Origin of the sequence: Pseudodesulfovibrio tunisiensis (assembly GCF_022809775.1) — a bacterium.
In the GTDB taxonomy this organism is placed as follows: domain Bacteria; phylum Desulfobacterota; class Desulfovibrionia; order Desulfovibrionales; family Desulfovibrionaceae; genus Pseudodesulfovibrio; species Pseudodesulfovibrio tunisiensis.
In genome coordinates, this window is the sequence record NZ_CP094380.1 from 3,017,057 (window position 1) to 3,041,370 (window position 24,314).

Genomic DNA, 24,314 nt, shown 5'->3' on the forward strand with positions numbered 1-24,314 from the left:
TTCATGCCTCGTTTTCTGCTTTTGCTTCTTTTCTTTCTGTTGCTGTTCACCGCAGGATGCGCCTCTACCGGGGGCGTTCCCCTGCGCTATGTCGTTTCCGGAAATCTGGCCTCCTGCGATGGCGACGTGGTCGTGCTCAAGTTTGCGGACAAGCGGGCTTCAACCGTGCTTGGACGCGATGACTCCGGAGCGGCGATCATGCCCGCGTCCGATGTTGCCGAATGGGTGAGCTGGGCCGTGTTCGAGGAGTTGTCCGCAGCCGGGTGCAATGCCAAATACCGCGCCGTGACCGCTGTGCCGGGCAAGGGCGCTCTGGTAACGGGCGAGGTGCTGGATGTGCGGCTGTGGCCTTCGGGAACCGCTTCCTATGCCGCGCGGGTGACTGCGCGCATCGTGGTGCAGAAGGGCGCGGAAGTGCATGCGGAAAAATATGTCAGCGAAGTGGAGAGCGCGGTGGTCCCGGGCATCTCTCCTCGCGAGAACGTGCTGGCCGAAGCTCTCAAGGGCATTGCGGAACAGGCCGTGCCCATGGTCGCGTCCCGCTGCTGCGGGGTTCGGTGATGCCCTCGTGAAACATGTTGCACGGGTTGCGTCCCGGCCCGACCCGTTGTAGAGGGTCCGCCATGTTCGTGAACACTGAAGTATGCAAAAAATGCGGCTCCTGCCGCGACGAGTGTCCCTTTGACCTGATCGTGGACGGCCGGGACGGCTTTCCGAAATTGCGTCCGGCCGCGCGCAAGACCTGCATTGCCTGCGGGCATTGCGTGGCCGTGTGCCCGGTGCAGGCCCTGAGCCTGCCGGAAATGCCCGTGACTCCGGCCCTGTTGCCGGACGATTGCGAACCGTGGCCCGCCTCGGCGCGCATCGACCCGGACGAGGCCGAGCGGTTTCTTCGCAGCCGTCGATCCATCCGTACCTACAAGTCCGATCCGCTCCCTCAGGATATGGTGGAGCATCTCATCAACGTGGCGAGGTTCGCTCCCAGCGCCCATAACGGCCAGCCTGCGCGCTGGATCATCACCCGTTCCCGCGAAACCACGCGTCGGCTTGCCGAGCTGACCGTGGAATTCATGGCCCTGAACAACGTGTTTCCGGGCGTGATCAAGAACTGGAACGCGGGCAGGGACAAGATTCTGCGCGGTGCGCCGCATGTGGCCATCGTGCATGCGCCCGAGGACGGCCTGAACCCGGCCGAGGACTGTTCCCTGGCTGCGGCCTACATGGAGCTGGCCGCGCATGCCCACGGCGTGGGCGCGTGCTGGGCCGGATTTCTCATGGAGGCCGCCGAAGGGTATACCCCCATCCGCGAGTTGCTCGGGGTTCCCGAGGGGCATGGCATTTACGCGGCCCTGATGCTCGGCTTTCCGAAGTTCAGGTACCGCCGCATACCCCGGCGCAGACCTGCGGAAATCCGCTGGCTGGACTAGTACCGCAACCGTTTGTTTCGGAAAAAAAAAAAAAGGCGCGATCCCTCGGGATCGCGCCTTTTGTCTTCCTGCGGGGCTGAAAAGCTAGATTTCGAGCAGGGCGGCCTTGGAAATCCGTTTGCCGAATTGCCGGGCCTGTCCTTCGTCCCACATGAATATGTCGATGCGGTTCGTGAACCGCTTGTTCATGAGATCGTTGATCTCGAAAATGCCGAGTCCCTCGATGCGGATTTTCTTGCCGAACACCCATCCCTGATCGAACAGGTCACGGGATACGGCCACGGTTCCGGTGCGGACCTTCCGCATGCTGGCCGCGACCAGTGGATCTTCGTCACATTGTCCGGTGGTGGGATTGTATGCGGTGACCGTCACTTTTTTCACCGCGGAGTTGCTGGCCACGGCCTGCTGGAGCAGGCGCGCTTCCTCGACAAGGGCCTTTCTGGCTTCGGCCGTCTGTTCGGCCAGGGCCAGCTTGTGTTTCAGCCCTTCTATTTCCTGTTGCTTGACAACCACCACGCAGCCCAGCACGAAAATGATCGCGCACAAAAAAGGCACGCCGACGTGGTTGATAATGAATCGCATGGTTATCGATACCTCCATTTCGTGGAGGATGGCATATAATGACCGTTTCCCGGCTTGTCAACGTCTATACCGTCGAAGCCGCAGAAACTGCGTTCATCCTGTCAACCTGCCGCAAAAATGGTTCTTTTGCCTTTCATTTCGCGTCAGGAACCGATTGCATCCGTTTTGTAGCTGGCCGATTTTTCAGACTTTGGAAAAACAGGGAAAAAAATTGTGGATTCTGTCTATATTAAAATATATTATTAAATATAGATTGACATGGATGCAGTGGTGTGTCTTGATTGGTTTCGGCGTCGCCCATGTCCGGCCTGCAGCCGCCGGGGGATTACGGTAGTGACGTTGTTACGTGTTCTGCCGGCCGGGCGGGACGACGCCATCCTGATGCCCTGTGCCTTCCGGCTGAAATCCCTGCCTTTTTTTTCTTGCAGCCTTGCGGAAAACGTTTTTCGTGTATCTGTTACAGTCTTTTCGAAAAAACGACATATGAATCCATTATATCGGTTTTCATGCGCGTCCTCTGATGCTAATAACACGGACAACGACAACTCAATTGGCATCAAAGGCGGCTCTGATGGCAACACCTCTGTTTGATTCCGTTCGTTTTTTGGACAGTCTGGCCGGAGACCCGGAACTCGGGCGCGAACTTCTGGCGGCATTTCTGGACGACAGCCCGGTGCGCTCCGCAGCTCTGGAGCAGGCGCTTCAGGCCGGGGACGCGTCCCAGGCTTCCAAGCTGGCGCATTCGCTCAAGGGCATGTGCGGCGTGGTTCGCGCTTCGGCGCTGGTGAATGCGGCCCTTGGCATGGAACAGATCGCCGGTCAGGGCGATGTGGACGGCGCTCGGGAGCTTTTTCCCGGGTTTGCCGAGGACATGACCCGGCTTCAGCAGGAGATCAGCGAATTTCTGAACACGCTCTGATTTCTGCGGCAAATGACAATAAAAGGGCCGACCCGCACCGCGGGTCGGCCCTTTTATTGTCTGTGGTCCGGTTCTCAGCCTAGTTGGCCGGGGTCTCGGCGGGTGCTTCCGTCGTTGCCTCGGTTTCGGGCTGGGCCTGTTCCGCGTTTTCCGTTGCGGCGGCCTTGGGGGCCTCGGGCATGGTCAGGTCGATGTTCAGCTTGTCCATTTCCGCAACGATTTCATCCGTGATGTCCACGGTCTTGTCAAAGGAGGGCACGGCCTGCTTGGACAGGATCAGGGCATAGCCCTTTTCCGCGCGATATTTTTCCAGCACGCGGTCGAATTCCTGGCTGAGCAGGGTGATCACGCGCTGCTGTTCCGCATTCAGGGCGGTCTGGAACCTGGACATGGCCTCCTTGTACGCCTTGACCGTGTCCTCGTTCTGATTGTCCTGCATTGCCTTGTAAGCGGCTTCGGCCTCCTGCTGCAGGGGCGCGCCGATCTTCTGAAGGTGCTCCATGGCCGACATGGAGGCCTTGTTCTTCTGGAACGCGGCGGTTTCGTCGATGACCGCAACCTTCGTGCTTTCGGAAGGCTGGTTGCAGCCGGCGAGCAGGGACAGGCAAAGCAGAGCCGCCAGACAGGCGGCAACATGGCGTTTCATGTGAATACTCCAGGTTACACGTTTGATCTCGATACTTCCGAAGTTGAGCAACCCTACGCATTGGTGCGTGGTCTGGCAAGCCGGAAATCCTCTTCCGCTCAGGCGGAACGGCAGGATGTGCCCGGTCCTTTTCACTGTCAACCTCTTTGAATGTAATGTGAAAAAAACTGGCACGTCCGTTGCTTGATACTCGGCGAGAAGGAATCGGGAACTTTTTTCCGGCACTGGGTCTGCCGAAGGAAGGTTCGACGTGTCCGGCCATGCCGGATAGGAGGTCTTTATGGGATTCGGTTCATTGTATGTCGGGGCGACAGGGGTCGTTGCCCACGGCGACCGCATGCAGGTCGTGGCCAACAATCTGGCCAACGTCAACACCGTGGGCTTCAAGAAGAGCGAAGCGTATTTCGCCGATCTGATGAGCCAGCAGGTGGCCGGTGCATCCGCGCGATATTCCAGCGGCGCCAACTACGTCAGCCAGATGGGACGCGGTGTTGCCCTGGGAGAGGTGCGCCATATTTTCAAGGAAGGCAGTCTGGAAAATTCCACCACCGTCACTGATCTTGCCGTGACCGGACAGGGCTTTTTCGGGGTCCGCGGGGCGGATTCCGCCGAGACCTTCTATACCCGGGCCGGAAATTTCCGTTTCGACAACGATGCCTATCTGGTGAATCCCAGTGACCTTCGGCTTCAGGGGTATCAGGTGGATCGCGAAACCGGACAGGTCTCGGCCGCGATTTCCGATGTCCAGCTCCCCTACGAGGACGTGAACGTGGGTGACCGGACCGTGCGCGTGGTGCGCTCTCTGCCCAGAGCCACGACCTCGCTGGAAATGGTTTCCAATCTGGATTTCTCTTCTTCAGACAATTTCACCAGTTCCACGGATCCGTTTTTCGCCATGCTCGAATCCTACGACGCGACCTTGAGCAATGGTGCGCCGTTCGGCGGTGTCAGCCCGGCGTATTCGTCCAGTCTGAACGTGTATGATGTGGATGGCAATCCCCATGCCCTGACCGTGTATTTCGATCCGGTTTCCGCGAACACGGTGTCCAACGCCGCCACGGGCTATACGTATTGGGAATACCTGATAGCCGTGCCCGGGGATCAGGATGGCAGCGCAGCCTACGGCACCTCGGGTGCGGGACTTGTGGGGGCTGGCATGCTGACCTTCAATGGGCAGGGCCAGCTCGTGGGGCAGTCCGCATTTTCCTCTCAGGGCAGCAAGAATCTGGGCGACTGGCAGGTGGCCTCGCTCTCCAGCAATGGCACGCCCACATTCGACGTGACTTTCGGCGAGAACGGCTCTCCCGTAGGTACCACCCAGAACGTGTCCTATGATTTCGGCATCAGTTCCTCCACGAATTCGTGGGAACCCGGGGCTCAGACCGCATCCAATGTGGGGCTGAACACGTCGGCGTTCGGCAATCTGGCGAACATCACCCGGGATGCCCGTTCCACCACCAGCTACGATTCGGGTTCGGTGACACTCTATTCCATACAGGACGGGTTCACGGATGGTGAACTGCAGAACGTGAGCGTGGACCGGGAAGGCTTTCTGACCGGACACTTTTCCAATGGTCAGAGCGAACGCCTCTATCAGATTGCCCTGTACCGCTTCAACAGCGAGTTCGGCCTGCGTGCCGAAGGAAGCAACGTCTTCCGGGCAACGGAAGCCTCTGGTGCGGCCATTGTCGGAAAGGTGTCCGAGGGCGGACGGGGAACCATCCAGCAGAACACGCTGGAAACCTCGAACGTGGACATGGCCGAACAGTTTGCGGACATGATTCTGACTCAGCGCGGATATCAGTCCAATACCAAGGTCATTACCACGGCGGACAGTCTCCTCTCGACGACCATAAGCACCAAGCGCTAACCGCCCGGGCTTTGCCGGGCGGCATGATGGCTGCGTTGCCGTGAAAAGGGCAAACCCTCGCGTATTGAGCATGCGCGTCGGTCGTGCCCTTTTTCTGCGTCCGGCTTTGCATCGCCCGGGCATGGTTCGGAGCAGGGAAAATGTTTGCCGTTGGCAAATTCCGGCATGCGGGACAATTTTATGTGAATGACCCCCTTGTTTTTTTCAAAAAAATCGCGAAAATGAAATTTGTCATGCCCTTTGGGGAAAAAAGCGTGTTTCGGACCGGATGGAACCGGAGCAAAGTCAGGCTCGTTCCGCATGGAGCCTGCATTTACTGCTGCGCGGATTTATGAGAAAGTCCGCCAACTCATGCGGAGAAAACAGGAAATGGAACAAATAATACTGGTACATGTGACGGGGAGCGACAAGCCGGGCATCACGGCTGATCTGGCGGACGTGCTGGCCGAATTCGGCGTGGACATTCTGGATGTCGGTCAGGTGGTCATTCACGATTTTCTCACTCTGGGCATCCTGATCCGGTTGCCGCGAAATTCCAGACCCGTGCTCAAGGACCTGCTGTTCAAGGCCCATGAACTGGGCGTGACCATGAAGCTGCACCCTCTGGAAGAGGCCAAGTACGAAAGCTGGGTCTCTGCCGCAGACAGGCCGCGATACATCATCACGCTGCTGGCCCGCTCCATTTCCTCCCGCCAGTTGTCCGCCATCACGGACATCATTCGCGAAAACGGGCTGAACATCGACACCATCCACAGGCTGTCCGGGCGCGTGCCCCTGAACAAGGCCGAGGCTGCGCCGTCGCGCGCCTGCGTGGAGTTCACCGTGCGCGGCACCCCCAAGGACATTGCCGCGATCCGTGCGAAGTTTCTGGACATCTCTCCTGAGATCGGAGCGGATATCGCGTTTCAGGAAGACAACATCTTTCGCCGCAATCGCCGCCTTGTGTGCTTTGACATGGACTCCACCCTGATTCAGGCCGAGGTCATCGACGAACTCGCCAAGGAAGCCGGGGTCGGGGACAAGGTCGCGGCCATCACGGAATCCGCCATGCGCGGTGAACTGGATTTCAAGCAGAGCCTGCGCAAGCGGCTGTCCCTGCTCGAAGGGCTGCCCGAATCCGTGATGCAGGGCGTGGCCGATCGGCTGCCCATGACCGAAGGCGCGGAACGGCTTATCGCCAACCTCAAGCGCGTGGGCTACAAGATTGCCATCCTGTCCGGCGGATTCACGTATTTCGGGGAAATTCTCAAAAAGCGCCTCGGCATCGACTACGTGTACGCCAACCAGTTGGAAATCCGGGACGGGAAGCTCACGGGCAAGGCGCTGGGCGATATCGTGGATGCCGAGAAAAAGGCCGAGCTGCTTCAGGCTCTGGCCGACAGGGAGGGCATTTCCCTGCAACAGGTCATTGCGGTTGGCGACGGAGCCAACGATCTGCCCATGCTCAATCTTGCCGGACTGGGCATTGCCTTCCACGCCAAGCCCAAGGTCAAGAAGGGTGCGCGGCAGGCCATATCCACCCTTGGACTCGATTCCATTCTGTACCTCATCGGGGTGCATGACCGGGAAGCCGAATAGGAGAGCGAATGAACGGACCGGAGCCTTTTTCCCGACGCATTTTTCCGCTGCTGGGCTGGGTTCTGATCGCCGTGCTCATCATTGCCGTGCCCATTGCGGCCATCAGGCTCGATTCCCTGGCCCTTGCCTATGTCTGGGTGCTGGGCGGCGGACTGCTGCTTGCCGTGCTTCTTGCCCGGCGATTCCGGTTCCTGACGCGGCTGCCGCAGGAGTTCGGGCTGGTGGACTGGCCCGAGGGCGAGCCCGTGTCCATCGGGGATCGTCGATGTCCCTCCTGGATCGTGCAGGACATTCCTGTCGCGGTCCGGTACAGCTCGGGCAAGCAGGCGGTTTTTCTCCGTTTTCTGTTCACGTCGCCCCAGTTCTGCCAGTTCTCCCTGCTGCCGTCCGGGCAGGATGATCCCTGCGACATGGAACTGCCCGGCCCGCGCGGACCCGAGCCGTACCGCATTTCCGGAGGCGATGCCGCCGTGCGGCAGGTCCTGCTTTCTCCCAAGGTCCGTCAGGCGCTGGAGCGCATGTGCCGCATCATGGCTTCGCATCACGGCTACGTGCATGCCACGCGCGACTATTTCGAACTCGTGCTGCCCGCCCCGATCTATTCGACGCCCGGTCCCGCCCTTGTCGTGGCTGGCGTGGACTTCGCCCACCTGCTCGGCTCCAACGCCGAATGCGTCGGACCACGGGAATAGCAGAATCTTCGGCTACCGGAGTTTTTTTGACTCCACGGCATTCATAAGTTCTGAATTACTTGACTTTTTTCGGACGATCCGTTTCGAGAAGTTGAAGAGGCCGGATGCATGTCCCGACAGGGCATGCATCCGGCCTCTTCAACTTCTCGAAACATATGGGGATCCAAGGGGCCTTGCTCCTTGGCAGGTCCGGGCAGCGCCCGGCCCCCCCGGGAGGGTCGCCGAAGGCCCTTATTCCGATACCAGCGCGCTGAGATCGTATATCTCGGACCCCTCGATCTCGGCACTGACAATGGTGCCGGGCGTGAGCGGACTCTCGGGCGGAGCGGACACGTAGGTCACGCCGTCCACTTCCGGGGCCTGAAACCATGTGCGGCCGATGTACAGGCCGGGCCATTCCGGGGATTCGCGTTCCACGAGCACCTCCATGGTCCGTCCCACGTGGGAGGCCATGATCTCGCGACTGATTTCGGTCTGGAAGGCCATGATCTCGTCGCGGCGGGCCTGCTTGACCGCGTCCTCGACCTGATTCGGCATGGCCGCCGCCGGGGTGCCGTCCTCTGGCCAGTACGGGAATACCCCCAGATGATGAAACCTCACTTCGCGCACGAAATCGGCAAGGACCTGAAAGCTCTCGTCGGTCTCGCCGGGATAGCCCACGATGAAGGTGGTGCGCAGGGCCGCTTCCGGGAAGTATTTGCGTACCCGATCAATGACCCGGCGCGGATCGCGTGCAAACGGGCGACCCATGGACTTGAGCACGTCCGGGTGCGCGTGCTGGAGCGGAATGTCGAAGTAGGGCAGAAACGGGCGGCCCAGATCGCGCAGAAATGCAAGCAGGTCGTCGGTCAATCCGGCAGGGTAGAGGTACATGACCCGCAGCCAGTCCAGACCGGACAGGGAACACAGGCCGGACATCAGCCGCTTGACCGCGTCCGCTTCACCCAGATCGGACCCGTAGGCCGTGCTGTCCTGTCCCACGACCACGAGTTCGGGCACACCGGTGGAGAGAAGCTGTTTTGCCTCGTCCAGCAGATGATCCACGGTCCAGCTCTTGTGCGGTCCCCGAATGGACGGAATGGTGCAGAAACGGCAGTTGTGCGAACAGCCTTCGGAAATCTTGAGGTAGGCGTGCCCCGGACCGGTGGAAAGGGCGCGCGGTGCGGACGGGTCCGTGTCCCTGCCCAAAGCCTTTCGGGCCATGTCCGGCCATTGGTCGATCTGGTCCGTGGTCAGCCAGAGGTCCACCTCGGGAATCTCGTCCCGGAGCGAATCGCCGAACCGCGAGACCAGACAGCCCGCCACGGCGAGCACGGGCCTGTGGTCGCCTGCGGAATCCTCAACTTCCTGCACCGCCTCGAAAACGGTGTCCAGGGATTCCTCGATGGCAGGCTGGATGAAGCCGCAGGTGTTGATGATCACCAGATCGGCCCGGCTCGGGGATTCCGCGGGAACCACGCCGCTGCCCAGCGCTCCGAGCAGGCGTTCGGTGTCGACCCGGTTCTTGGGACAGCCAAGGCTCACGGTGTATACATTTATAATGGTGTCGAAGTTTTGGTCCATTGCATTTCCTTTGATCTGCCCGGGTGATTGGAGTAGTATTCAACGCAAGTCCCGCTGTCCGGCCCGGGCGGGACCGAATGTGCATCACCCACGGCAGGAGGTCAAATTGCATTCCACGCTCTTCAATCCCGACCGACAGTATTCCATCGGGGTCATCGGCGATATTCCGGCCCTGCTGGCATTCTGGGAGATGTTCCGCAATCAGGTCAATGATTCCGCATTGCGGGAAATAGGTATTGTCGCCGCAGCCCTGCCCGGGGAAACACCCATGCCTTCGGGCTACGAGTCCGGCACGGGAATTCCCACGTACGCGGGATTTCGGACCATGCTGGAAAAGCATCCGGAAATCAACATGGTGATAGAGGCCTCGGGCAGGCAGTCCGTGGTCACGGAACTGCGTGCCTCCCTGCCTGCGGCAATCACCATCGTGGAGCGCGGCGCTGCGAATTTTTTCATCAAGCTGCTGACTTCCGACAAGATGTGGGTGGCGTGCAAGCTTGACCTCATGCACACCCAGAGCATGCTCAAGACCATCGTCGATCAGATGGACGAGGAAATTCTTTTTCTCACCCGCGAAGGTACGGTGCGTGATGCGAACAGAACCGTGCTTTCCCGCGTGGGACTGTCCAAGAAGCAGGTTGTGGGCAAGAGCATGTGCGACGTGTTCGGCACACCGGAAAGCATCACCTGCGAAGGCGGCAAGGACCCGTTCGCCGAAACCGTGAAGAGCGGGGAACCCGCCGATGCCACCTATTCCCAGGTGGGCGAGGACGGTCGGGTTCAGTATTTCCGCATATACACCTATCCCATCAAGGACGAGGACGGCAGCCTCAACCACGTGGTTGCGGTGCGACGCAATATCACTCAGCGCCGGGCCATCGAGAATCGGTTGCGCCAGGCCGAGAAACTTGCTTCCATCGGCGAGCTCTCCTATTACATCGCCCATGAGATCAGGAACCCCATGTTCACGATTTCCGGATTCGCCAATTCCCTGATGCGAACCGAGGGACTCGCTGACAAGTCTCGGGAGAAGCTCGGCATCATTCTGGAGGAATCCAAGCGGCTGGACGAAATTCTCAAGAGTCTGATGAATTTCACCCGGCCCACGGGTGCGGAAGTGCATGAGGTGGACCTGAACGACGTGACCCGCGCCACCATGGACGTGATGACGTTTCCCTGCACCAATCAGGGCATCGATGTCGTGCTGGATCTGGATGAAAGCGTTGCGCGTGTCCGGGGCAATCCCGATCTGATCAAGCAGTGTCTCATCAATCTGGTCAAGAACTCCATCGAGGCCATGCCGAACGGCGGCAAGCTCGTCGTGGCCACGGGCATGAGTCGCGACAAGGCCGTGCTGACCGTGGAGGATACGGGTTGCGGCATTCCGGCGGACATTCGCGACAAGATTTTCAGCCCGTTCTTCAGTACCAAGGGCAAGGGCTCGGGCCTTGGACTCGCCCAGACAAAGATCATCATGGAAGAGATCGGCGGCGACGTGGATTTGGTCAGCCGGGTGAACATGGGCACCAAGGTGTCCCTTGTCATGCCGCCCCTGCTCGCTGTTGCGGAATCCGGCGAGTCCGGGTAAGCACCCCCCTGAACATCGCAACGAGCGGCAGCCCGGATGCGGGCCGACCGTCCAAAAACAGGGGGACCGTCGTGAACACCATTGTTTTGGCCACCAGAAATCAGGGCAAGATTCGTGAACTTTCCGTGCTGCTCCGGCCTTTGGGCGTGGAGGTGCGCGGTCTGGATCAGTTCCCGGAAATCGGGGAGATTCCCGAGACCGGCGAAACGTTTCAGGAGAACGCCCTGATCAAGGCCCGGGCCGTGGCCCAGCTCACAGGACTCGTTGCCGTGGCCGATGATTCCGGCATCGAGGTGGATGCGCTCGACCGTCGACCCGGCGTGTATTCTGCTCGCTATGCCGGCGAGGAGTGCGACGACAAGGCCAACAATGAAAAGATGCTCCGCGAAATGCAGGATGTGCCCGATGAAAAGCGCACGGCCCGCTATCGGTGCGTCATGGCCGCGGTTGCCCCGGACGGCCGGGAAATCACTGCGGACGGCGCGTACGAAGTGGTTGTGGCCCATGGCTACAAGGGCAAGGGTGGTTTCGGCTACGACGTCATCGTCATCGACCCGGAACTCGGCGTGCATGTCGCGGAACTCGATGCCGAGGTCAAGAACGGCCGCTCCCATCGCGCCAGGGCCATTGCCAATCTCATGAAACTCTGGCCCGACTTCTGGGCAGGGAAATAGGGAGGCCTTCGGCGACCCTCCCGGGGGGCCGGGCTCTGCCCGGACCCGCCAAGGAGCAAGGCCCCTTGGATCCCCATTCTGTCTTGAGAATTGGAAAAGGCCCGATGAATGCTCTGTCGAGACATTCACCGGGCCTTTTCCAATTCTCAAGACGAGTAGGTCCCAAAAACAATTCTCTTTTTGGCTGGTTCCCCTGAGTTCTATTTGTTCGACAGAGTAGCTGTTCGCGTTTTCGTATACAACTACGCCGCCAAAAGAGCCTTGCAAGTTTCCTTGTCCTCACAGGCGGCGTAGAGCCAAGAAGCTTTGGGAGATTCTCAAGAACCTTTTCGAGAAAAGGTTCTTGAGTCGCCGAAGGCATGTCTTTCCGACTATCGGAAAGCCGGAGTAGTTCTTGACGTAATGTTTCGTCGCACCTAGGTTTTCGACATGAGTACCACCAAGAAGACCGTCAAGAGCGTTGAGGCTGCCGGGCCTGTGACCGCGCCGGATATCCGGGCCTGGAAGGGCGAGCGCAAGATCGCCTGCATGACTGCGTACGACTACTGCTCGGGCCTGATTGCGGACCAGGCGGGCATGGACCTGGTGCTTGTGGGCGATTCCCTGGCCATGGTCATGCTCGGGCACGAGGACACGCTGTCCGTGACCATGGACGAGATGCTGCATCACACCCGGGCCGCGAGCCGGGGTGTGCAACGCGCCCTGCTGGTGGCGGACATGCCGTTCATGTCCTATGAGCCGTCCGTGGAGCTGGCCGTGCGCAATGCCGGTCGGTTCATGAAGGAGGGCCGGGCCGGGGCCGTGAAGCTGGAGGGCGGCGTTGTCGTGGCCGAACAGATTCGGGCCATGGTGAACGCGGGCATTCCGGTTGTCGGGCATGTGGGGCTGACCCCGCAGCACGTGGCCGAATTCGGCGGGTTCAAGGCGCAGGGCAAGTCCGTGGATGCGGCAAAGGCGCTTGTCGAGGATGCCCAGGCCGTGGAGGAGGCGGGTGCGTTTGCTGTCGTGTTGGAGGCCATTCCGGAAGAGGTTGCCCAACTTGTCACGGATTCCGTATCCATTCCCACCATCGGGATCGGCGCGGGCAATGTGACGGATGGCCAGATACTGGTGTTCCACGACGTGCTGGGCCTGTTCGACAGGTTCACGCCCAAGTTCGTGCGGCGCTATGCGGAACTCGGTTCGCTGGCCGTGGAATCCCTGAAGCGGTACGCGGATGATGTGCGTTACGGCAGGTTTCCCACGGACAAGCACACGTTCCGCATGCCCGAGGACCAGTTGAACGGGCTTCGGAAGATCAAGATCAAAAACAAGAAGAAGTAGATGCTTTCCGACCTGAGCTGGCCCGTCCTGTGGAACGGACTGATATGGCCCCTGTGCAGGCTGACGTTCTTCATCAGTCTGGGACTTTTCATCGGCAATCTCATCGAATCCCTGCGTTGGACCCGGCATGTCGCCATTCTTGCCGGGCCCATCGCGCACAAGGCCCGGCTCAAGGATGTTTCCGCAGCCAGTTTTTCCATGGCCTTCTTTTCCGGGGTCACGGCCAACACCATGCTGTCCGAGGCGTACGAGCAGGGGAGGCTTTCGGACAGGGAACTGGTGCTTTCGAACCTGTTCAACAGTCTGCCCACGTATTTTCTGCATCTGCCCACGATCTTTTTCGTGGCCGCGCCGTTCATCGGTTCGGCCGCGTTCACGTATGTGGGGCTGACCGCGCTGGCCGCCTTGCTGCGCACGTCCTGCATCGTGTTTTCCGGTCGGTTCTTTCTGCCGCCCGTGCCCGAGGGATGCGTGACCTGCGAGCTGGATCGCGCGGACAGGCAGGACGCGGCAAGCGCGCTGCGAAAGACGTGGAAGCGGTTTCTGAAGCGGATTCCGAAAATCGTGAAGATCACCGCGCCCATCTATACCTTGTTCTTTCTGCTCAAGCAGATGGGAGCGTTCGGCTGGATGCAGGATTTCATGGCCGGAAACGTGCATTTCCTTTCATGGCTGCCGCCCGAGGCGCTGGGTATCGTGGTCTTTCACATTGCTGCGGAATTCACGGCCGGGCTGGCCGCGGCCGCCCCTTTGCTTCAGGGCGGAGGTCTGACCGAAACCCAGCTCGTGCTGGCGCTCATGGTCGGCAACGTGCTGTCCACGCCCATGCGGGCGTTTCGCCATCAGTTTCCGTACTATGCGGGCATATTCAAGCCGCGCATGGCCGTGAAGCTCATCATGTTCAATCAGATTTTGCGGGCCGGAAGCATAGCCCTGGTGGGTACTGTCTACGCACTGCTGTCCTGACAGGTTCAGGTGCCGGGCCGAGGCGAGATGGAAGTGTCTGGCTGCTTGACCTTTTCCGAATAGACTGGGATCTGCCTGCCGCGCCCCGGCACTGAACACTGTCACGCACGATTGCTGTTTCATTCCGTGCTGGTTCCTTCTAGCAGGTATCTCTCTGGCATGACTTCATAAAATTGCTGATGAGCTGAGATGTCGCATTTCTTCGCCTCTCTTGTTTATTTCTCTTATCAGTCTGAAAAAGTTCATCTAATTCTTATTAATTCACAGTTTGTTCACAGATATGCTGGCCTGAATGGTGTAGAAACGCCAAATTTTGCATGAAATCAGGCTTTTCTCTTTGGCATTTTCCGGAAGTATTTTTGTTTTTCCAGAATGCAACGAAGGTGTGCACGCGAAACGGGAAATGTGCAGCCTGTTGTGCAAAGAAAAGTGCATTTTTGTGCAATGCACATCACGTTGCACGCATGTCCATTTTGGCGTCAATTCTTTCAAGATATTGAAATAAAAGAAGTTGTAATGTTTGGCACGCGCTGTGCTTCAGGCTCTTCATGCACAGCGCATTCACCGTCACATTCATCATCCTTGCCGCAATCGCGTTGCGGCGCAGCCTTCTCCCTGAACCGGGCGCCCAGCGGGGGCCCCGGTTCCTGGGAAGGGGGCATCACAGGGAAGCCGCCCTTGTTCCGGTTCCCGCGCAAATGACGAAAAGCCCCCATCCCGTCATGCGCAGCCGGAAAGATTGAGGGCACGACATAGACAGACAGGCAGAAGCGAACACCCAACCTCTCCAACAAAGCAGACATCACACCTCCTCAACCCCATGCACCCCAAAGAAAAAGGGCCGCGAAAGCGGCCCTTTTTCCATGGCGCGGCAGGCGCGCCGAATGGGACGGCAAAGACTATTCGCCTTTTGCCTTGTCCTTCTTCATTACGCGGACTTCAGCCACGCCGTCGGAAAGGGAACGGATGTGCCGCTGGCGGCGCAGTTCCGCTTCCAACTTGTCTTCAGTGGTGAATACCGAAACTTCCTTGCCTTTGTCCTTGATCACGATTTCGTACATGTGATTCCCCCTGTGCAATGTTATGCGGAATCGTCCGAACCGGTCTTGGCCACGGTTGCGGACGTTTCATGATCAGGGCCGGTGGCGGGCCGGATCGTGGCGGAACCGAAGTTCGCGCTCACGACCTTGGGCCGGGCCGAGGCCCCGTCCTGGGTCATGGTTATGTCGCCCTGCAGCACGGCACCGTTGTCCATGCTCAGGGCCGGAGTGGACAGGGAGCCGATCAGGGTCGCGGTCTTTTCCAGCACCGTCATCTCGCGGACGGTTACTGTGCCTTCGATCCTGCCGCAGGACGTGAGTCGTCCCACGGTCACCTTGCCCATGATGTTGGCCTTGCGACCGAGTACCAGATCGCCGTCCGTGGAGATTTCCCCCTCGAAACGGCCGTCTATGCGGACTGTGCCCACGAAATCAAGCTTGCCCTTGTATTCGGTGCCCACACCGAGAAAGGCATTGAGTTCGCCGCCATCCTTCTTTTTTTTGCTGAAAATTCCCATTTCACTCCATCCTGTGCATTTGAAAGGCAGCCAGACAGCCTTTCCGCATGTCCGCAACCGGACGCAGGAAACACTCCCTATACTCTCAGCCGAGGCGGATTGCCACCTTTTTCTGGCGTCCTCCCGCACCGGGGCAAGTCCGGGCCGGGATTGGAACTTCTAATGCATGAAATCATTCACCCGGTTGTCCTTTTTTGCAAATGGAGCTACGGTCATGACACCATTCATTCGACTATCCTCCGCACGGGAACCAGAGGTGACGCACATGGCCGAAACCGGGGCGCAGAACATAAAGACCTTTCACAAGGGCCAGAAAATCTATACCGAGGGCCAGAAAGGGTCCGTGGCGTTCATGATCAAAAAGGGGTCCGTGGTCCTCTTTCGGACGGTGAACGGCAAGCGCGTGCTTCTGGACAGGCTGACCAAGGGCGAAATCTTCGGAGAAATGAGCGCGCTCACCTGCAGCCCTCGCACCACCAGTGCCGAGGCTGCGGAGTATTCCGAAATACTGATCCTCACGGAGCAGGTCATCAACACCATGCTCGGGCGCTGCCCCAAGACGGTCCAGCATCTGACCCGGCTGCTGATCAAGCGGTTGCGCAGAGCCACTCAGGCCACAGCGGACAAGACCCACAAGAGTTCCTTTCTGAGCATCTGCCGTCTTCTCGAAATGGCATGGACCTGCCATTCCGGCATGCCGCCCGTCAGAGCCAAGAAGGTTCCGCATTACAATCTGGGCCTGAGCGTGGATGATTTCTCCCGGCAGGTGAAGGATGTGCTGCTGGTCAATCAGAACGAGATCGATGCCACCCTGGATCAGCTCATCGGCCTCAAGCTGGTGGAAGTGACGTCGCGAGGTTCGTCCAAGGCGTTCAGCGAACGCTATGTGCGCATCAAGGAAATGGAGACCTTTTTCCAGATCGCGTCGAATCTGCACCGCGAACTGACCAAATCCAACCTGCTCCAGCCCGAGCTGGAATACATCGACATCCATTCGCTTGCCGACGAGGTGGAGGCCGATCCCAAGGTGCTCTACAAGAAGATGGCGAACATGGAGATTCCGGAGTCCCTGTTCTGCTTCCCGCGTGGTCCGGTGCTGTCATGGGCCGAGGAACAGGACGAGAATTTCTTCAGGAAGGTCAAGCGGCGCAGGAAGAAAATTCAGGATCTGGAGGACGTGAACGACATCGTGTTCGTGGACGGCTCCACGCTCAAGGACGTGTTTGCCCGGCTCGGATACTACAAGCTCGGGGTCCTGCTTTCCATTGCCGGGGATGAGGCCCGGCAGCGGATTCTGGGCAATCTGGCCCGGAAGATTGCCACCATTGTCAGGGACGAGGCCGAGGCGCGCGGTCCGGCAGACCCTGCCGAGGCCGAGGACGTGCAGGACGAGCTCATTGAAATGATCAAGGCCGCCAAGGGGGTCGCGCCGTGAACATAGCCACGATTTTCGGCATCATCACCGGCATTTCCATTCTGTGTGCCGCCACGTATGCGGCCACGGATTCCGTGGGCGTGTTCATCAATCTGCCCGGGCTGGCCATCGTGCTTGGCGGGACCATTGCCGCCACCTTCATCTGCTATCCCCTGCGCGAGGTCATGCGCGTGTTCGGTCTGTTCATGACCGCGTTCACGGCCGAGGAACTGCCCATCGGCAACTACATCAAGGTGCTGGTCGCGGTTTCCCGCGACGTGGCCGCGCATGGCGAGGAGCATCTGGAGCGCAAGCTCAAGTCCATTGACAACGAATTTCTGCGCGACGGGCTGCAAATGCTGGTGGACGGCTACTCCAAGAAGGAACTGGAGGAGATTCTGAACAATCGCATCCAGCAGTATCACGATCAGGAGATCAATGCCGCGGGCATCTATCGGACAATGGCCGGACTGTCGCCCGCCTTCGGCATCATCGGCACCCTGATCGGGCTGATCGCCATGATGCAGGCCATGGGCGACGACGTGGCCCGGCTCGGTCCGGCCATGGCCACGGCCCTGACCACCACCCTGTACGGTGCGCTGTTTGCCAACATGTTCTATACGCCCATCGCCACCAAGGTGGAGCGCAGGGTGGAGGAGCGGACCATCCTCATGTGCGTGATCCGCGACGGCATCCTGTTCATCAAGGACAAGACCCCGGCCGCCATTGTCACGGACAAGCTCAAGGGCTATCTGCCGCCGCGCAGCTGGTCCTCGGTGCCTTCGAAGTAGGGGAGTCGAACCATGCGCGTGACCGGCAGCTTCATCCCCAGAACCGAACGCCCGAAGCAGCCCGACGGCTGGCGGCTCACGCTGGCCGACATGATGACCCTGCTGCTCTGTTTCTTCGTGCTCATGTTTTCCGTGGCCGAGGTGGACCCGGCCCGGTATTCCACCATGTCCGAGGTACTGTCCTCGGCCATGAGCGGCAAGGAGAAGACTCCTCGGGCCGTTCCTGCCGAACAGGACGGGACCATGCCGGAAAGGCAGGGGAAGAATCTGTTCGAACTGCAACTTGAACTGGCCCGGCTCATCGGCGGCGAGGCTCCGGCCATTTCCCTGAAGCTGCGGCCCGATGCCGTGGCCGTGAATCTGCGCGGCGGGGTGTTCTTCGATCTGGGCAGCGCGACCCTGACCCCGCGTGCCATGGACATCCTGAGTCGTCTTGCCGGGCCACTCACCGAGGCCCATTACCGTCTGACCATCGAAGGCCACTCCGACAACCTGCCCATCCACTCCACGCAATACCCCTCCAACTGGGAACTCTCTTCGGCCCGTGCTTCTTCCGTGGCCAGGTATCTCATCGAGCATGGATTTCCCGGGGACGACATTCAGGTCATGGGGCTGGCCGATACCCGTCCCCTTGCTCCGAACGAGGACAAGGCGGGCAAGGCCATTCCCGACAACCAGTCGAAAAACCGCCGGGTCGTGATTCTGGTCAAACCGGCTTTTGTCCGGATTTCCCACTGATTTCCGGCGGAAAGGCCTGTTTGGGGCTGAAAAAGCTGAATTATCGACCCGAAACATTGCCCAATGGCGCGAAAACGTCTAAAAAAGCCGTCGCCGCGTCAACGGGTGTGGAGGCGCCCCGAAATCGTGGCAAAGCGGACAACCGCGTTTCAACACACAATCCCGGTATCCCACGCGAGTGGAGGAGGTATGAGGATGATTCGGAAGCTCAGGCTGCTTCTTGCGGCCATTGCCGCTGTGACCATGTTTGCTGCCAGCGCGTTTGCTGGCGAAGTCGAGGTGCTGCACTGGTGGACCTCGGGCAGCGAATCCGCTGCCATTCAGGAACTCCAGAAGATGCTTCAGAAGGAAGGGCATTCCTGGAAGGACTTCGCTGTTGCGGGCGGAGCCGGTTCCAATGCCATGACCGCCCTGAAGTCCCGCGCCGTGTCCGGCAATCCGCCGACCGCAGCACAGGTCAAGGGCCCCCAGATTCAGGACTGGGCCGAACTCGGCGTACTCGCCAATCTGGACGACGTTGCCAGGGCCGAGAAGTGGGATTCCATGGTGCCCGGCGTTGTGGCCGACATCATGAAATACGAAGGCCACTGGGTCGCGGTGCCGGTGAACGTGCACCGCATCAACTGGATGTGGATCAATCCGGCCGTGTTCAAGAAGGCCGGAGCCAGGATTCCCACCACTGCCGATGAATTCTTCGATGCCTGCGAAAAGATCAGGCAGGCGGGCATGACCCCCATTGCCTGGGGTGGACAGGCGTGGCAGGAAGCCACGGCCTTCGAATCCCTGGTCGCCAGCGTGGGCGGCAACGATTTCTACAGGAAGGCCATGATCGAGGCCGATGAAAAGGCGCTGGCCAGCGACACCATGGTCAAGGTCTTCGAGATGTTCGGCCGCATGAAGCAGTACACGGACAAGAATGCCCCGGGCCGCGACTGGAACCTTGCCACCGCCATGGTGATCAAGGGCGAGGCCGGCGTGCAGTTCATGGGCGACTGGGCCAAGGGCGAGTTTACCGCCGCCAACATGGAGCCGGGCAAGGACTACCTTGCAGTTCCGGTCTTCGGCACTGATGACGCGTTCCTGTTCAATGTGGACTCCTTCATCATGTTCCGCGTGAGCGATCCGGATGCGCAGGCCGCGCAGAAGGCCATGGCCCGCCTGATCCTGTCCCCGGACTTCCAGATCGTGTTCAACGTGAACAAGGGCTCCATCCCGGTGCGTTCCGGCATTCCCGAGGACGCGTTCGACGCGGTTGCCAGGGACGCGATCAAGGCGTTCGAAGCCACTGCCAGGAGCGGCGGCCTCATGCCGTCCATGGCTCATGAAATGGCTGTTTCCCCGGCTGTTCGCGGTGCCATGCTCGACGTGATCACCAACTTCTTCAATTCCGACACGTCCGCTGCGGACGGCGCAAGGCAGCTTGCCGCGGCCGTTGCCGAAGCCAAGATGTAATGACCTTCAGGAGGGCGGGAACAATCCCGCCCTCCCTGTTTTTCCGCAAGATCGGCCCCCCTGCGGGCCTGGGAACCCAATGAATCAAAGCGCACGACCGAACAACTTTTTCTCCCTGCTGGAGGGCGCGCTCCCCAGAATCGTGGTCGCCCCGAGTTTCGTGGCCATGGTCATCTTCATCTACGGCTTCATTCTCTGGACCCTGTACATCTCCATGACCAAGTCGACGTTTCTGCCGTCGTACGACTTCGTGGGGCTGGCCCAGTACGTGAAACTGTGGAGCATCGAGCGCTGGTACGTGGCCTGCCGGAACCTGCTGGTCTTCGGTTTTCTCTTCATCGCCATCTGCACGGGCGTCGGCCTGATGCTGGCCATATTTCTGGACCAGAAGATTCGGGCCGAGGAATACATCCGGACCATCTACCTCTACCCCCTGGCCTTGTCCTTCGTGGTCACGGGCACGGCGTGGAAGTGGATTCTGAATCCCGGTCTGGGCATCGAACGGCTGGTGCGCGAGGCCGGATGGACCTCGTTCACCTTCGACTGGCTGGTGAATTCCGAGATGTCCATCTACGCCGTGGTCATTGCCGCGGTCTGGCAGTCGTCCGGGTTTGTCATGGCCCTGTTCCTTGCCGGATTGCGCGGCATCGACGATTCCATCATCAAGGCCGCGCAGGTGGACGGCGCAAGCCTGCCGCGCATCTATGGCAGGATCATCATTCCCACGCTCAGGCCCGTGTTTTTCAGTTCCTTCATCATTCTGACGCATATCGCCATCAAGAGCTTCGACCTTGTCGTGGTGCTTACTCGGGGCGGTCCGGGCTATTCCTCGGACCTGCCCGCCACGTTCATGTATGCCTATGCCTTCAGCCGGGGCAGGCTGGCTCTTGGCGCGTCCAGTTCCATGATGATGTTCTTCATGGTCATGGCCATCATCGTGCCCTACCTCTATTCCGAACTCAGGAGGAAGCGCCATGCCTAGCGTCGCCGCAAGAACTCCGGGCGAAACCGCTGCCCGTGTCGCAATCTACGCGGTGCTCGGCCTGTTCGTGCTCTATTATCTGGCCCCGTTTTTCGTGATGCTGCTCACCTCGATCAAGCCGCTGGACGAGATTCGTACCGGAACCCTGATCTCCCTGCCGCACGACGTCACCTTCGAGCCGTGGCGCAAGGCATGGGGCTATGCCACCATCGGCGTGACCAACGAGGGCATCAAGGGCTTTTTCTGGAACTCCATCCGCATGGTGATTCCGGCCGTGCTTCTGTCCACCTTTCTGGGCGCGGCCAACGGCTATGTGCTGGCCAAGTGGAAGTTCAAGGGCAGCGACGCGTTTTTCGCCATGCTGCTGCTGGGCTGCTTCATTCCCTTTCAGGTGGTGCTTCTGCCCATGGCCCGGACTCTGGGACTTCTGGGACTGTCCGAATCCATGTGGGGACTGGTGCTGGTGCACACCGTGTACGGGCTGGCCTTCACCACCCTGTTCTTCCGCAATTTCTACGTTGGCGTGCCCACGGAGCTGGTCAATGCGGCCAGGATCGACGGGGCCGGTTTCCTTCGCATCTTCTGGAAGATCATGCTCCCGGTTTCCAAGCCCATTTTCATGGTTTCCATCATCTGGCAGACCACGCAGATATGGAACGACTTCCTGTTCGGCGTCTGCTTCTCCACGGGCGCAACACAACCCGTGACCGTGGCCCTGAACAATCTGGTGAACACATCCAGCTCCATCAAGGAATACAACGTGGACATGGCCGGGGCCATCATCGCGGCCCTGCCCACCCTGTTCGTGTATTTCGTGGCCGGAAAATACTTTGTGCGCGGCCTGACGGCCGGTGCCGTGAAAGGATAAGAGGATACGGTATGGCATCCCTCGTCATTGACAATGTTCGCAAGTCCTTTGGCTCCGTGGAGGTGCTCAAGGGCATTGATATCGCCATTGAACCGGGCGAATTCCTGGTGCTTGTCGGCCCGTCCGGGTGCGGCAAGTCCACGCTCCTGAATCTCATTGCCGGGCTGGAAACCGTGACTTCGGGCGAAGTCCGCATCCGGGATCGCGTGGTCAATCACGTGCCGCCCAAGGATCGGGATATCGCCATGGTGTTCCAGTCCTATGCGCTCTATCCCAACATGACCGTGCGCAGGAACCTGTCCTTTGGTCTGGAAACCCGGAAGATGGACAAGGACGAGATCAGGCGGCGCATCGCGCATGTGGCCGAGATTCTTCAGATCGACAATCTGCTGGACCGCAAGCCGTCCCAGCTTTCCGGGGGCCAGCGTCAGCGCGTGGCCATGGGCCGCGCCATTGCCCGCGATCCCCTGATCTTCCTGTTCGACGAACCCCTTTCCAACCTCGACGCCAAGCTGCGCGTGGAGATGCGCACCGAGATCAAGAAGCTGCATCAGCGGCTCGGTACCACCATCGTGTACGTGACCCACGATCAGATCGAGGCCATGACCCTTGCCGACCGCATCGCCATCATGAAGGACGGCATCGTGCAGCAGTTCGACACCCCGGCCGGGGTGTATTCGGACCCGAGCAACCTGTTCGTTGCCGGATTCATCGGTTCGCCGTCCATGAATTTCATCCCCGTGACGCTGGAGCAGGGCGAGGGCGGCATGCTTGCTGCCCCGTTGACCAATTCCACGGGCCAGACCTTCCGCATTCCGGTGCAGGCAAAAGGTCGGCTTGCCCCGGGCATGAAGGCAATCATGGGCATCCGGCCCGAGAGCTTCACGGACATGCAGGAAGGCATGGCGAGCTGGGACAACATCGTTGCCGTGGACTGCACGGTCAATGTCATGGAACCCACTGGCCCGGATACCCTGATTCATGTTGACGTGAACGGGGTGGAAACCGTGTGCCGTTCCTGTCCGGACTATGCCGGAAAGGCCGGGGAGACCATGCGTCTCGCCTTTGACGCAACCAAGCCCCTGTTCTTTGATCCCGAGACCGGGATTCGAATGGACAAGAAATAAAAAGCAAGAGAATACAGTACAATGAAGCGTAGCGAAATCAATGGATACATCCGCGAGGCCAAGGCGTTTCTTGCGGAACATCAGTTTCATCTGCCGACATGGGCGTTCTGGTCCCCCGAGGACTGGAAGGGCAGGGGCGACACCGAGGTGGTTGCCAATCAGCTCGGCTGGGATCTCACGGATTACGGCAAGGGCGATTTCGAGCATCGCGGTCTGATTCTGTTCACCATCCGCAACGGCAACATGGCCACGGGCCATCCCAAACCGTATGCGGAAAAGATCATGATCGTGCGCGAGGCCCAGATTTGCCCCATGCATTTCCACTGGACCAAGATGGAGGACATCATCAACCGGGGCGGCGGCAATCTGGTCATCGAGCTGTACGGCTCGGACAGGGATGAGCAGCTCTCGGACCAGCCTCTGGCCGTGAAGGTGGACGGCATGGAACGCGTGGTGGAACCGGGCGGCAAGGTCGTGCTCGTCCCGGGTGAATCCATTACCCTTGAGCGTGGCATGTATCATCGTTTCTACGGCGAACAGGGCAAGGGCCACGTGCTGGTCGGCGAGGTTTCGTCCGTGAACGATGACAACACGGACAACCGGTTTCTCAACCCCATGCCCCGTTTCCCGGAAATCGAGGAGGACGAGGCCCCGCTGCACCTGCTGTGCACGGATTACCCCGACTACGTGTAGTTCGAGAAAAACGGAAGAGAGCCTTTGGCGATCGGGGTTCATGGCGCTACGCTGCCTGTGAAGGATGAGGCAACTTGCCCCGCTTGCATGGCGACGTAGTGGCTTGCGGAACAGTCCTTCTTGTCCTGTCGATGAAAGTGATTCAGGGGAAACGGACAAGCAAAAGAAGAACTTTTTTTTTGGATTTTTCCGTTTCTGGAATTTGAAGAGGCCGGAAGCATGTCCCGACAGGGCATGCTTCCGGCCTCTTCAAATTCCAGAAACAGAATGGGGATCCAAGGGGCCTTGCTCCTTGGCGGGTCCGGGCAGAGCCCGGCCCCCCGGGAGGGTCGCCGAAGGCCTCTTCCTATTCCTGTCCGAACACGTCGTTGCGCATGGCTTCGCGCGCGGCCACGGCGAGGAAATCGGCGGGGTCGACGCCGTAGGATTCGGCATAGCGCACGATGCGGTCGAGCAGGTGGCCGTGCAGGGTGACTTCCACTGTCTCGAAATCCGAGCCGTCTCCGGCCACTTCCACGGATATGGTCTTGTTGCCTCGGGTCTCGGGCAGTTCCCGGATTTCATCCGGGGACATGGGTGCGGGCAGCTCCTGACCGGATTCGGCCTGAAGCTCGGCAAACATGGCCAGAGCCTCATGCGCCATGTCCACGGCTTCTTCCTCGTTTGCGCCAAAGGTCACGCATTCCGGAAAATCCGGGAAAGTCACGGCAACGCCTTTCTTTTCCTGTTCAAGGACAGCGATGTATTTCATGGAAGGTTCTCCTTTTGGTCGATTGACCGGCACATGCCGGGTAACAGCCTTCTACCTGCAAACGCGCCGATCGTCACCTGTTCGCCATGCGGAAAATAACGGACTGTGCCAG

The 24,314-nt window shown here is 59.6% G+C and carries 24 protein-coding genes; 18 read left to right on the plus strand and 6 right to left on the minus strand.

Annotated features, from left to right (window positions below):
• The first annotated feature begins 3 nt into the window (after positions 1–3).
• Both MPN23_RS14460 and MPN23_RS14465 read left to right on the plus strand, forming a co-directional pair.
• Entirely contained in the window at positions 4–561 is a 558-nt protein-coding gene (locus MPN23_RS14460) for a hypothetical protein (protein ID WP_243544910.1), read from the plus strand.
• A 62-nt stretch (positions 562–623) separates the two neighbouring features.
• Positions 624–1,427 carry a nitroreductase family protein gene (locus tag MPN23_RS14465; protein ID WP_243544911.1) on the plus strand — a complete coding sequence of 268 codons (804 nt, stop codon included), beginning with the start codon at positions 624–626 and terminating at the stop codon, positions 1,425–1,427.
• Positions 1,428–1,511: 84 nt separating this feature from the next.
• On the opposite strand, the gene MPN23_RS14470 is transcribed toward MPN23_RS14465, so the two are convergent.
• A complete protein-coding gene (locus tag MPN23_RS14470) occupies positions 1,512–2,009 on the minus strand; it encodes a 3D domain-containing protein (protein WP_243544912.1) in 498 nt (165 codons plus the stop codon).
• A gap of 571 nt (positions 2,010–2,580) precedes the next feature.
• Here MPN23_RS14470 and MPN23_RS14475 point away from each other — a divergent pair.
• A complete protein-coding gene (locus tag MPN23_RS14475) occupies positions 2,581–2,928 on the plus strand; it encodes an Hpt domain-containing protein (protein ID WP_243544913.1) in 348 nt (115 codons plus the stop codon).
• Between the two features lie 79 nt (positions 2,929–3,007).
• On the opposite strand, the gene MPN23_RS14480 is transcribed toward MPN23_RS14475, so the two are convergent.
• Positions 3,008–3,574 (minus strand): OmpH family outer membrane protein, encoded by a 567-nt coding sequence (locus tag MPN23_RS14480; protein WP_243544914.1) that lies wholly within the window; start codon positions 3,572–3,574, stop codon positions 3,008–3,010.
• Between the two features lie 280 nt (positions 3,575–3,854).
• On the opposite strand from MPN23_RS14480, the gene MPN23_RS14485 reads away from it, so the two are divergent.
• The 3 genes from MPN23_RS14485 (at position 3,855) to MPN23_RS14495 (ending at position 7,714) form a co-directional block, all read left to right on the plus strand.
• Positions 3,855–5,444, plus strand: coding sequence for a flagellar hook protein FlgE (locus tag MPN23_RS14485; RefSeq protein WP_243544915.1), 1,590 nt, complete (start codon positions 3,855–3,857; stop codon positions 5,442–5,444).
• Between the two features lie 369 nt (positions 5,445–5,813).
• Positions 5,814–7,022: a phosphoserine phosphatase SerB gene (gene serB, locus MPN23_RS14490; protein ID WP_243544916.1), complete on the plus strand. Its 1,209-nt coding sequence runs from the start codon at positions 5,814–5,816 to the stop codon at positions 7,020–7,022.
• Positions 7,023–7,030: 8 nt separating this feature from the next.
• Positions 7,031–7,714 carry a hypothetical protein gene (locus MPN23_RS14495; protein ID WP_243544917.1) on the plus strand — a complete coding sequence of 228 codons (684 nt, stop codon included), beginning with the start codon at positions 7,031–7,033 and terminating at the stop codon, positions 7,712–7,714.
• Positions 7,715–7,945: 231 nt separating this feature from the next.
• Here MPN23_RS14495 and rimO read toward each other — a convergent pair whose 3' ends face one another.
• Positions 7,946–9,277, minus strand: a complete 1,332-nt coding sequence (gene rimO, locus MPN23_RS14500) for a 30S ribosomal protein S12 methylthiotransferase RimO (protein ID WP_243544918.1) — start codon at positions 9,275–9,277, stop codon at positions 7,946–7,948.
• Between the two features lie 106 nt (positions 9,278–9,383).
• Here rimO and MPN23_RS14505 point away from each other — a divergent pair, with 106 nt between their 5' ends.
• From MPN23_RS14505 to MPN23_RS14520, 4 genes are all read left to right on the plus strand, one after another.
• Positions 9,384–10,865 carry a two-component system sensor histidine kinase NtrB gene (locus MPN23_RS14505; RefSeq protein ID WP_243544919.1) on the plus strand — a complete coding sequence of 494 codons (1,482 nt, stop codon included), beginning with the start codon at positions 9,384–9,386 and terminating at the stop codon, positions 10,863–10,865.
• Positions 10,866–10,936: 71 nt separating this feature from the next.
• Positions 10,937–11,539 (plus strand): RdgB/HAM1 family non-canonical purine NTP pyrophosphatase, encoded by a 603-nt coding sequence (gene rdgB, locus MPN23_RS14510; protein WP_243544920.1) that lies wholly within the window; start codon positions 10,937–10,939, stop codon positions 11,537–11,539.
• A gap of 429 nt (positions 11,540–11,968) precedes the next feature.
• Positions 11,969–12,862, plus strand: coding sequence for a 3-methyl-2-oxobutanoate hydroxymethyltransferase (gene panB / locus MPN23_RS14515; protein ID WP_243544921.1), 894 nt, complete (start codon positions 11,969–11,971; stop codon positions 12,860–12,862).
• The gene (locus MPN23_RS14520; protein ID WP_243544922.1) at positions 12,863–13,828 is read left to right on the plus strand and encodes a hypothetical protein; all 966 of its coding nucleotides are present in this window, start codon (positions 12,863–12,865) and stop codon (positions 13,826–13,828) included.
• Positions 13,829–14,727: 899 nt separating this feature from the next.
• Here MPN23_RS14520 and MPN23_RS14525 read toward each other — a convergent pair.
• Both MPN23_RS14525 and MPN23_RS14530 read right to left on the minus strand, forming a co-directional pair.
• On the minus strand, positions 14,728–14,889 hold the full coding sequence (locus MPN23_RS14525) for a hypothetical protein (RefSeq protein WP_243544923.1): 162 nt from the start codon (positions 14,887–14,889) through the stop codon (positions 14,728–14,730).
• Positions 14,890–14,909: 20 nt separating this feature from the next.
• Positions 14,910–15,386, minus strand: coding sequence for a bactofilin family protein (locus tag MPN23_RS14530; protein ID WP_243544924.1), 477 nt, complete (start codon positions 15,384–15,386; stop codon positions 14,910–14,912).
• Positions 15,387–15,600: 214 nt separating this feature from the next.
• Here MPN23_RS14530 and MPN23_RS14535 point away from each other — a divergent pair, with 214 nt between their 5' ends.
• The 8 genes from MPN23_RS14535 to MPN23_RS14570 all read left to right on the plus strand — a co-directional run bounded on the left by MPN23_RS14535 (position 15,601) and on the right by MPN23_RS14570 (position 23,451).
• On the plus strand, positions 15,601–16,821 hold the full coding sequence (locus MPN23_RS14535) for a cyclic nucleotide-binding domain-containing protein (protein WP_243544925.1): 1,221 nt from the start codon (positions 15,601–15,603) through the stop codon (positions 16,819–16,821).
• Positions 16,818–17,591, plus strand: coding sequence for a motility protein A (locus MPN23_RS14540; protein WP_243544926.1), 774 nt, complete (start codon positions 16,818–16,820; stop codon positions 17,589–17,591). The genes MPN23_RS14535 and MPN23_RS14540 overlap by 4 nt, the downstream gene beginning before the upstream one ends.
• 12 nt (positions 17,592–17,603) lie before the next feature.
• Positions 17,604–18,329: an OmpA/MotB family protein gene (locus tag MPN23_RS14545; RefSeq protein WP_243544927.1), complete on the plus strand. Its 726-nt coding sequence runs from the start codon at positions 17,604–17,606 to the stop codon at positions 18,327–18,329.
• A 195-nt stretch (positions 18,330–18,524) separates the two neighbouring features.
• Positions 18,525–19,781, plus strand: a complete 1,257-nt coding sequence (locus tag MPN23_RS14550) for an ABC transporter substrate-binding protein (protein WP_243544928.1) — start codon at positions 18,525–18,527, stop codon at positions 19,779–19,781.
• Positions 19,782–19,860: 79 nt separating this feature from the next.
• Entirely contained in the window at positions 19,861–20,763 is a 903-nt protein-coding gene (locus MPN23_RS14555) for a carbohydrate ABC transporter permease (RefSeq protein WP_243544929.1), read from the plus strand.
• The gene (locus MPN23_RS14560) at positions 20,756–21,631 is read left to right on the plus strand and encodes a carbohydrate ABC transporter permease (RefSeq protein ID WP_243544930.1); all 876 of its coding nucleotides are present in this window, start codon (positions 20,756–20,758) and stop codon (positions 21,629–21,631) included. Before MPN23_RS14555 ends, MPN23_RS14560 begins: the two co-directional genes overlap by 8 nt.
• A gap of 11 nt (positions 21,632–21,642) precedes the next feature.
• Positions 21,643–22,758, plus strand: coding sequence for an ABC transporter ATP-binding protein (locus MPN23_RS14565; RefSeq protein ID WP_243544931.1), 1,116 nt, complete (start codon positions 21,643–21,645; stop codon positions 22,756–22,758).
• 21 nt (positions 22,759–22,779) lie between these two features.
• Complete coding sequence (locus MPN23_RS14570; protein WP_243544932.1) at positions 22,780–23,451, plus strand: D-lyxose/D-mannose family sugar isomerase; 672 nt, start codon at positions 22,780–22,782, stop codon at positions 23,449–23,451.
• A gap of 346 nt (positions 23,452–23,797) precedes the next feature.
• Here MPN23_RS14570 and MPN23_RS14575 read toward each other — a convergent pair whose 3' ends face one another.
• Positions 23,798–24,202: a type II toxin-antitoxin system HicB family antitoxin gene (locus MPN23_RS14575; RefSeq protein WP_243544933.1), complete on the minus strand. Its 405-nt coding sequence runs from the start codon at positions 24,200–24,202 to the stop codon at positions 23,798–23,800.
• Positions 24,203–24,314: the final 112 nt, after the last annotated feature.

Excerpts from the sequence above, each read along its gene's own strand:
- MPN23_RS14460 (WP_243544910.1), top strand. The coding sequence starts at position 4 with ATGCCTCGTTTTCTGCTTTTGCTTCTTTTCTTTCTGTTGCTGTTCACC.
- MPN23_RS14465 (WP_243544911.1), top strand. The coding sequence starts at position 624 with ATGTTCGTGAACACTGAAGTATGCAAAAAATGCGGCTCCTGCCGCGAC.
- MPN23_RS14470 (WP_243544912.1), bottom strand. The coding sequence starts at position 2,009 with ATGCGATTCATTATCAACCACGTCGGCGTGCCTTTTTTGTGCGCGATC.
- MPN23_RS14475 (WP_243544913.1), top strand. The coding sequence starts at position 2,581 with ATGGCAACACCTCTGTTTGATTCCGTTCGTTTTTTGGACAGTCTGGCC.
- MPN23_RS14480 (WP_243544914.1), bottom strand. The coding sequence starts at position 3,574 with ATGAAACGCCATGTTGCCGCCTGTCTGGCGGCTCTGCTTTGCCTGTCC.
- MPN23_RS14485 (WP_243544915.1), top strand. The coding sequence starts at position 3,855 with ATGGGATTCGGTTCATTGTATGTCGGGGCGACAGGGGTCGTTGCCCAC.
- serB (WP_243544916.1), top strand. The coding sequence starts at position 5,814 with ATGGAACAAATAATACTGGTACATGTGACGGGGAGCGACAAGCCGGGC.
- MPN23_RS14495 (WP_243544917.1), top strand. The coding sequence starts at position 7,031 with ATGAACGGACCGGAGCCTTTTTCCCGACGCATTTTTCCGCTGCTGGGC.
- rimO (WP_243544918.1), bottom strand. The coding sequence starts at position 9,277 with ATGGACCAAAACTTCGACACCATTATAAATGTATACACCGTGAGCCTT.
- panB (WP_243544921.1), top strand. The coding sequence starts at position 11,969 with ATGAGTACCACCAAGAAGACCGTCAAGAGCGTTGAGGCTGCCGGGCCT.
- MPN23_RS14520 (WP_243544922.1), top strand. The coding sequence starts at position 12,863 with ATGCTTTCCGACCTGAGCTGGCCCGTCCTGTGGAACGGACTGATATGG.
- MPN23_RS14525 (WP_243544923.1), bottom strand. The coding sequence starts at position 14,889 with ATGTACGAAATCGTGATCAAGGACAAAGGCAAGGAAGTTTCGGTATTC.
- MPN23_RS14530 (WP_243544924.1), bottom strand. The coding sequence starts at position 15,386 with ATGGGAATTTTCAGCAAAAAAAAGAAGGATGGCGGCGAACTCAATGCC.
- MPN23_RS14535 (WP_243544925.1), top strand. The coding sequence starts at position 15,601 with ATGACACCATTCATTCGACTATCCTCCGCACGGGAACCAGAGGTGACG.
- MPN23_RS14545 (WP_243544927.1), top strand. The coding sequence starts at position 17,604 with ATGCGCGTGACCGGCAGCTTCATCCCCAGAACCGAACGCCCGAAGCAG.
- MPN23_RS14550 (WP_243544928.1), top strand. The coding sequence starts at position 18,525 with ATGATTCGGAAGCTCAGGCTGCTTCTTGCGGCCATTGCCGCTGTGACC.
- MPN23_RS14555 (WP_243544929.1), top strand. The coding sequence starts at position 19,861 with ATGAATCAAAGCGCACGACCGAACAACTTTTTCTCCCTGCTGGAGGGC.
- MPN23_RS14560 (WP_243544930.1), top strand. The coding sequence starts at position 20,756 with ATGCCTAGCGTCGCCGCAAGAACTCCGGGCGAAACCGCTGCCCGTGTC.
- MPN23_RS14565 (WP_243544931.1), top strand. The coding sequence starts at position 21,643 with ATGGCATCCCTCGTCATTGACAATGTTCGCAAGTCCTTTGGCTCCGTG.
- MPN23_RS14570 (WP_243544932.1), top strand. The coding sequence starts at position 22,780 with ATGAAGCGTAGCGAAATCAATGGATACATCCGCGAGGCCAAGGCGTTT.
- MPN23_RS14575 (WP_243544933.1), bottom strand. The coding sequence starts at position 24,202 with ATGAAATACATCGCTGTCCTTGAACAGGAAAAGAAAGGCGTTGCCGTG.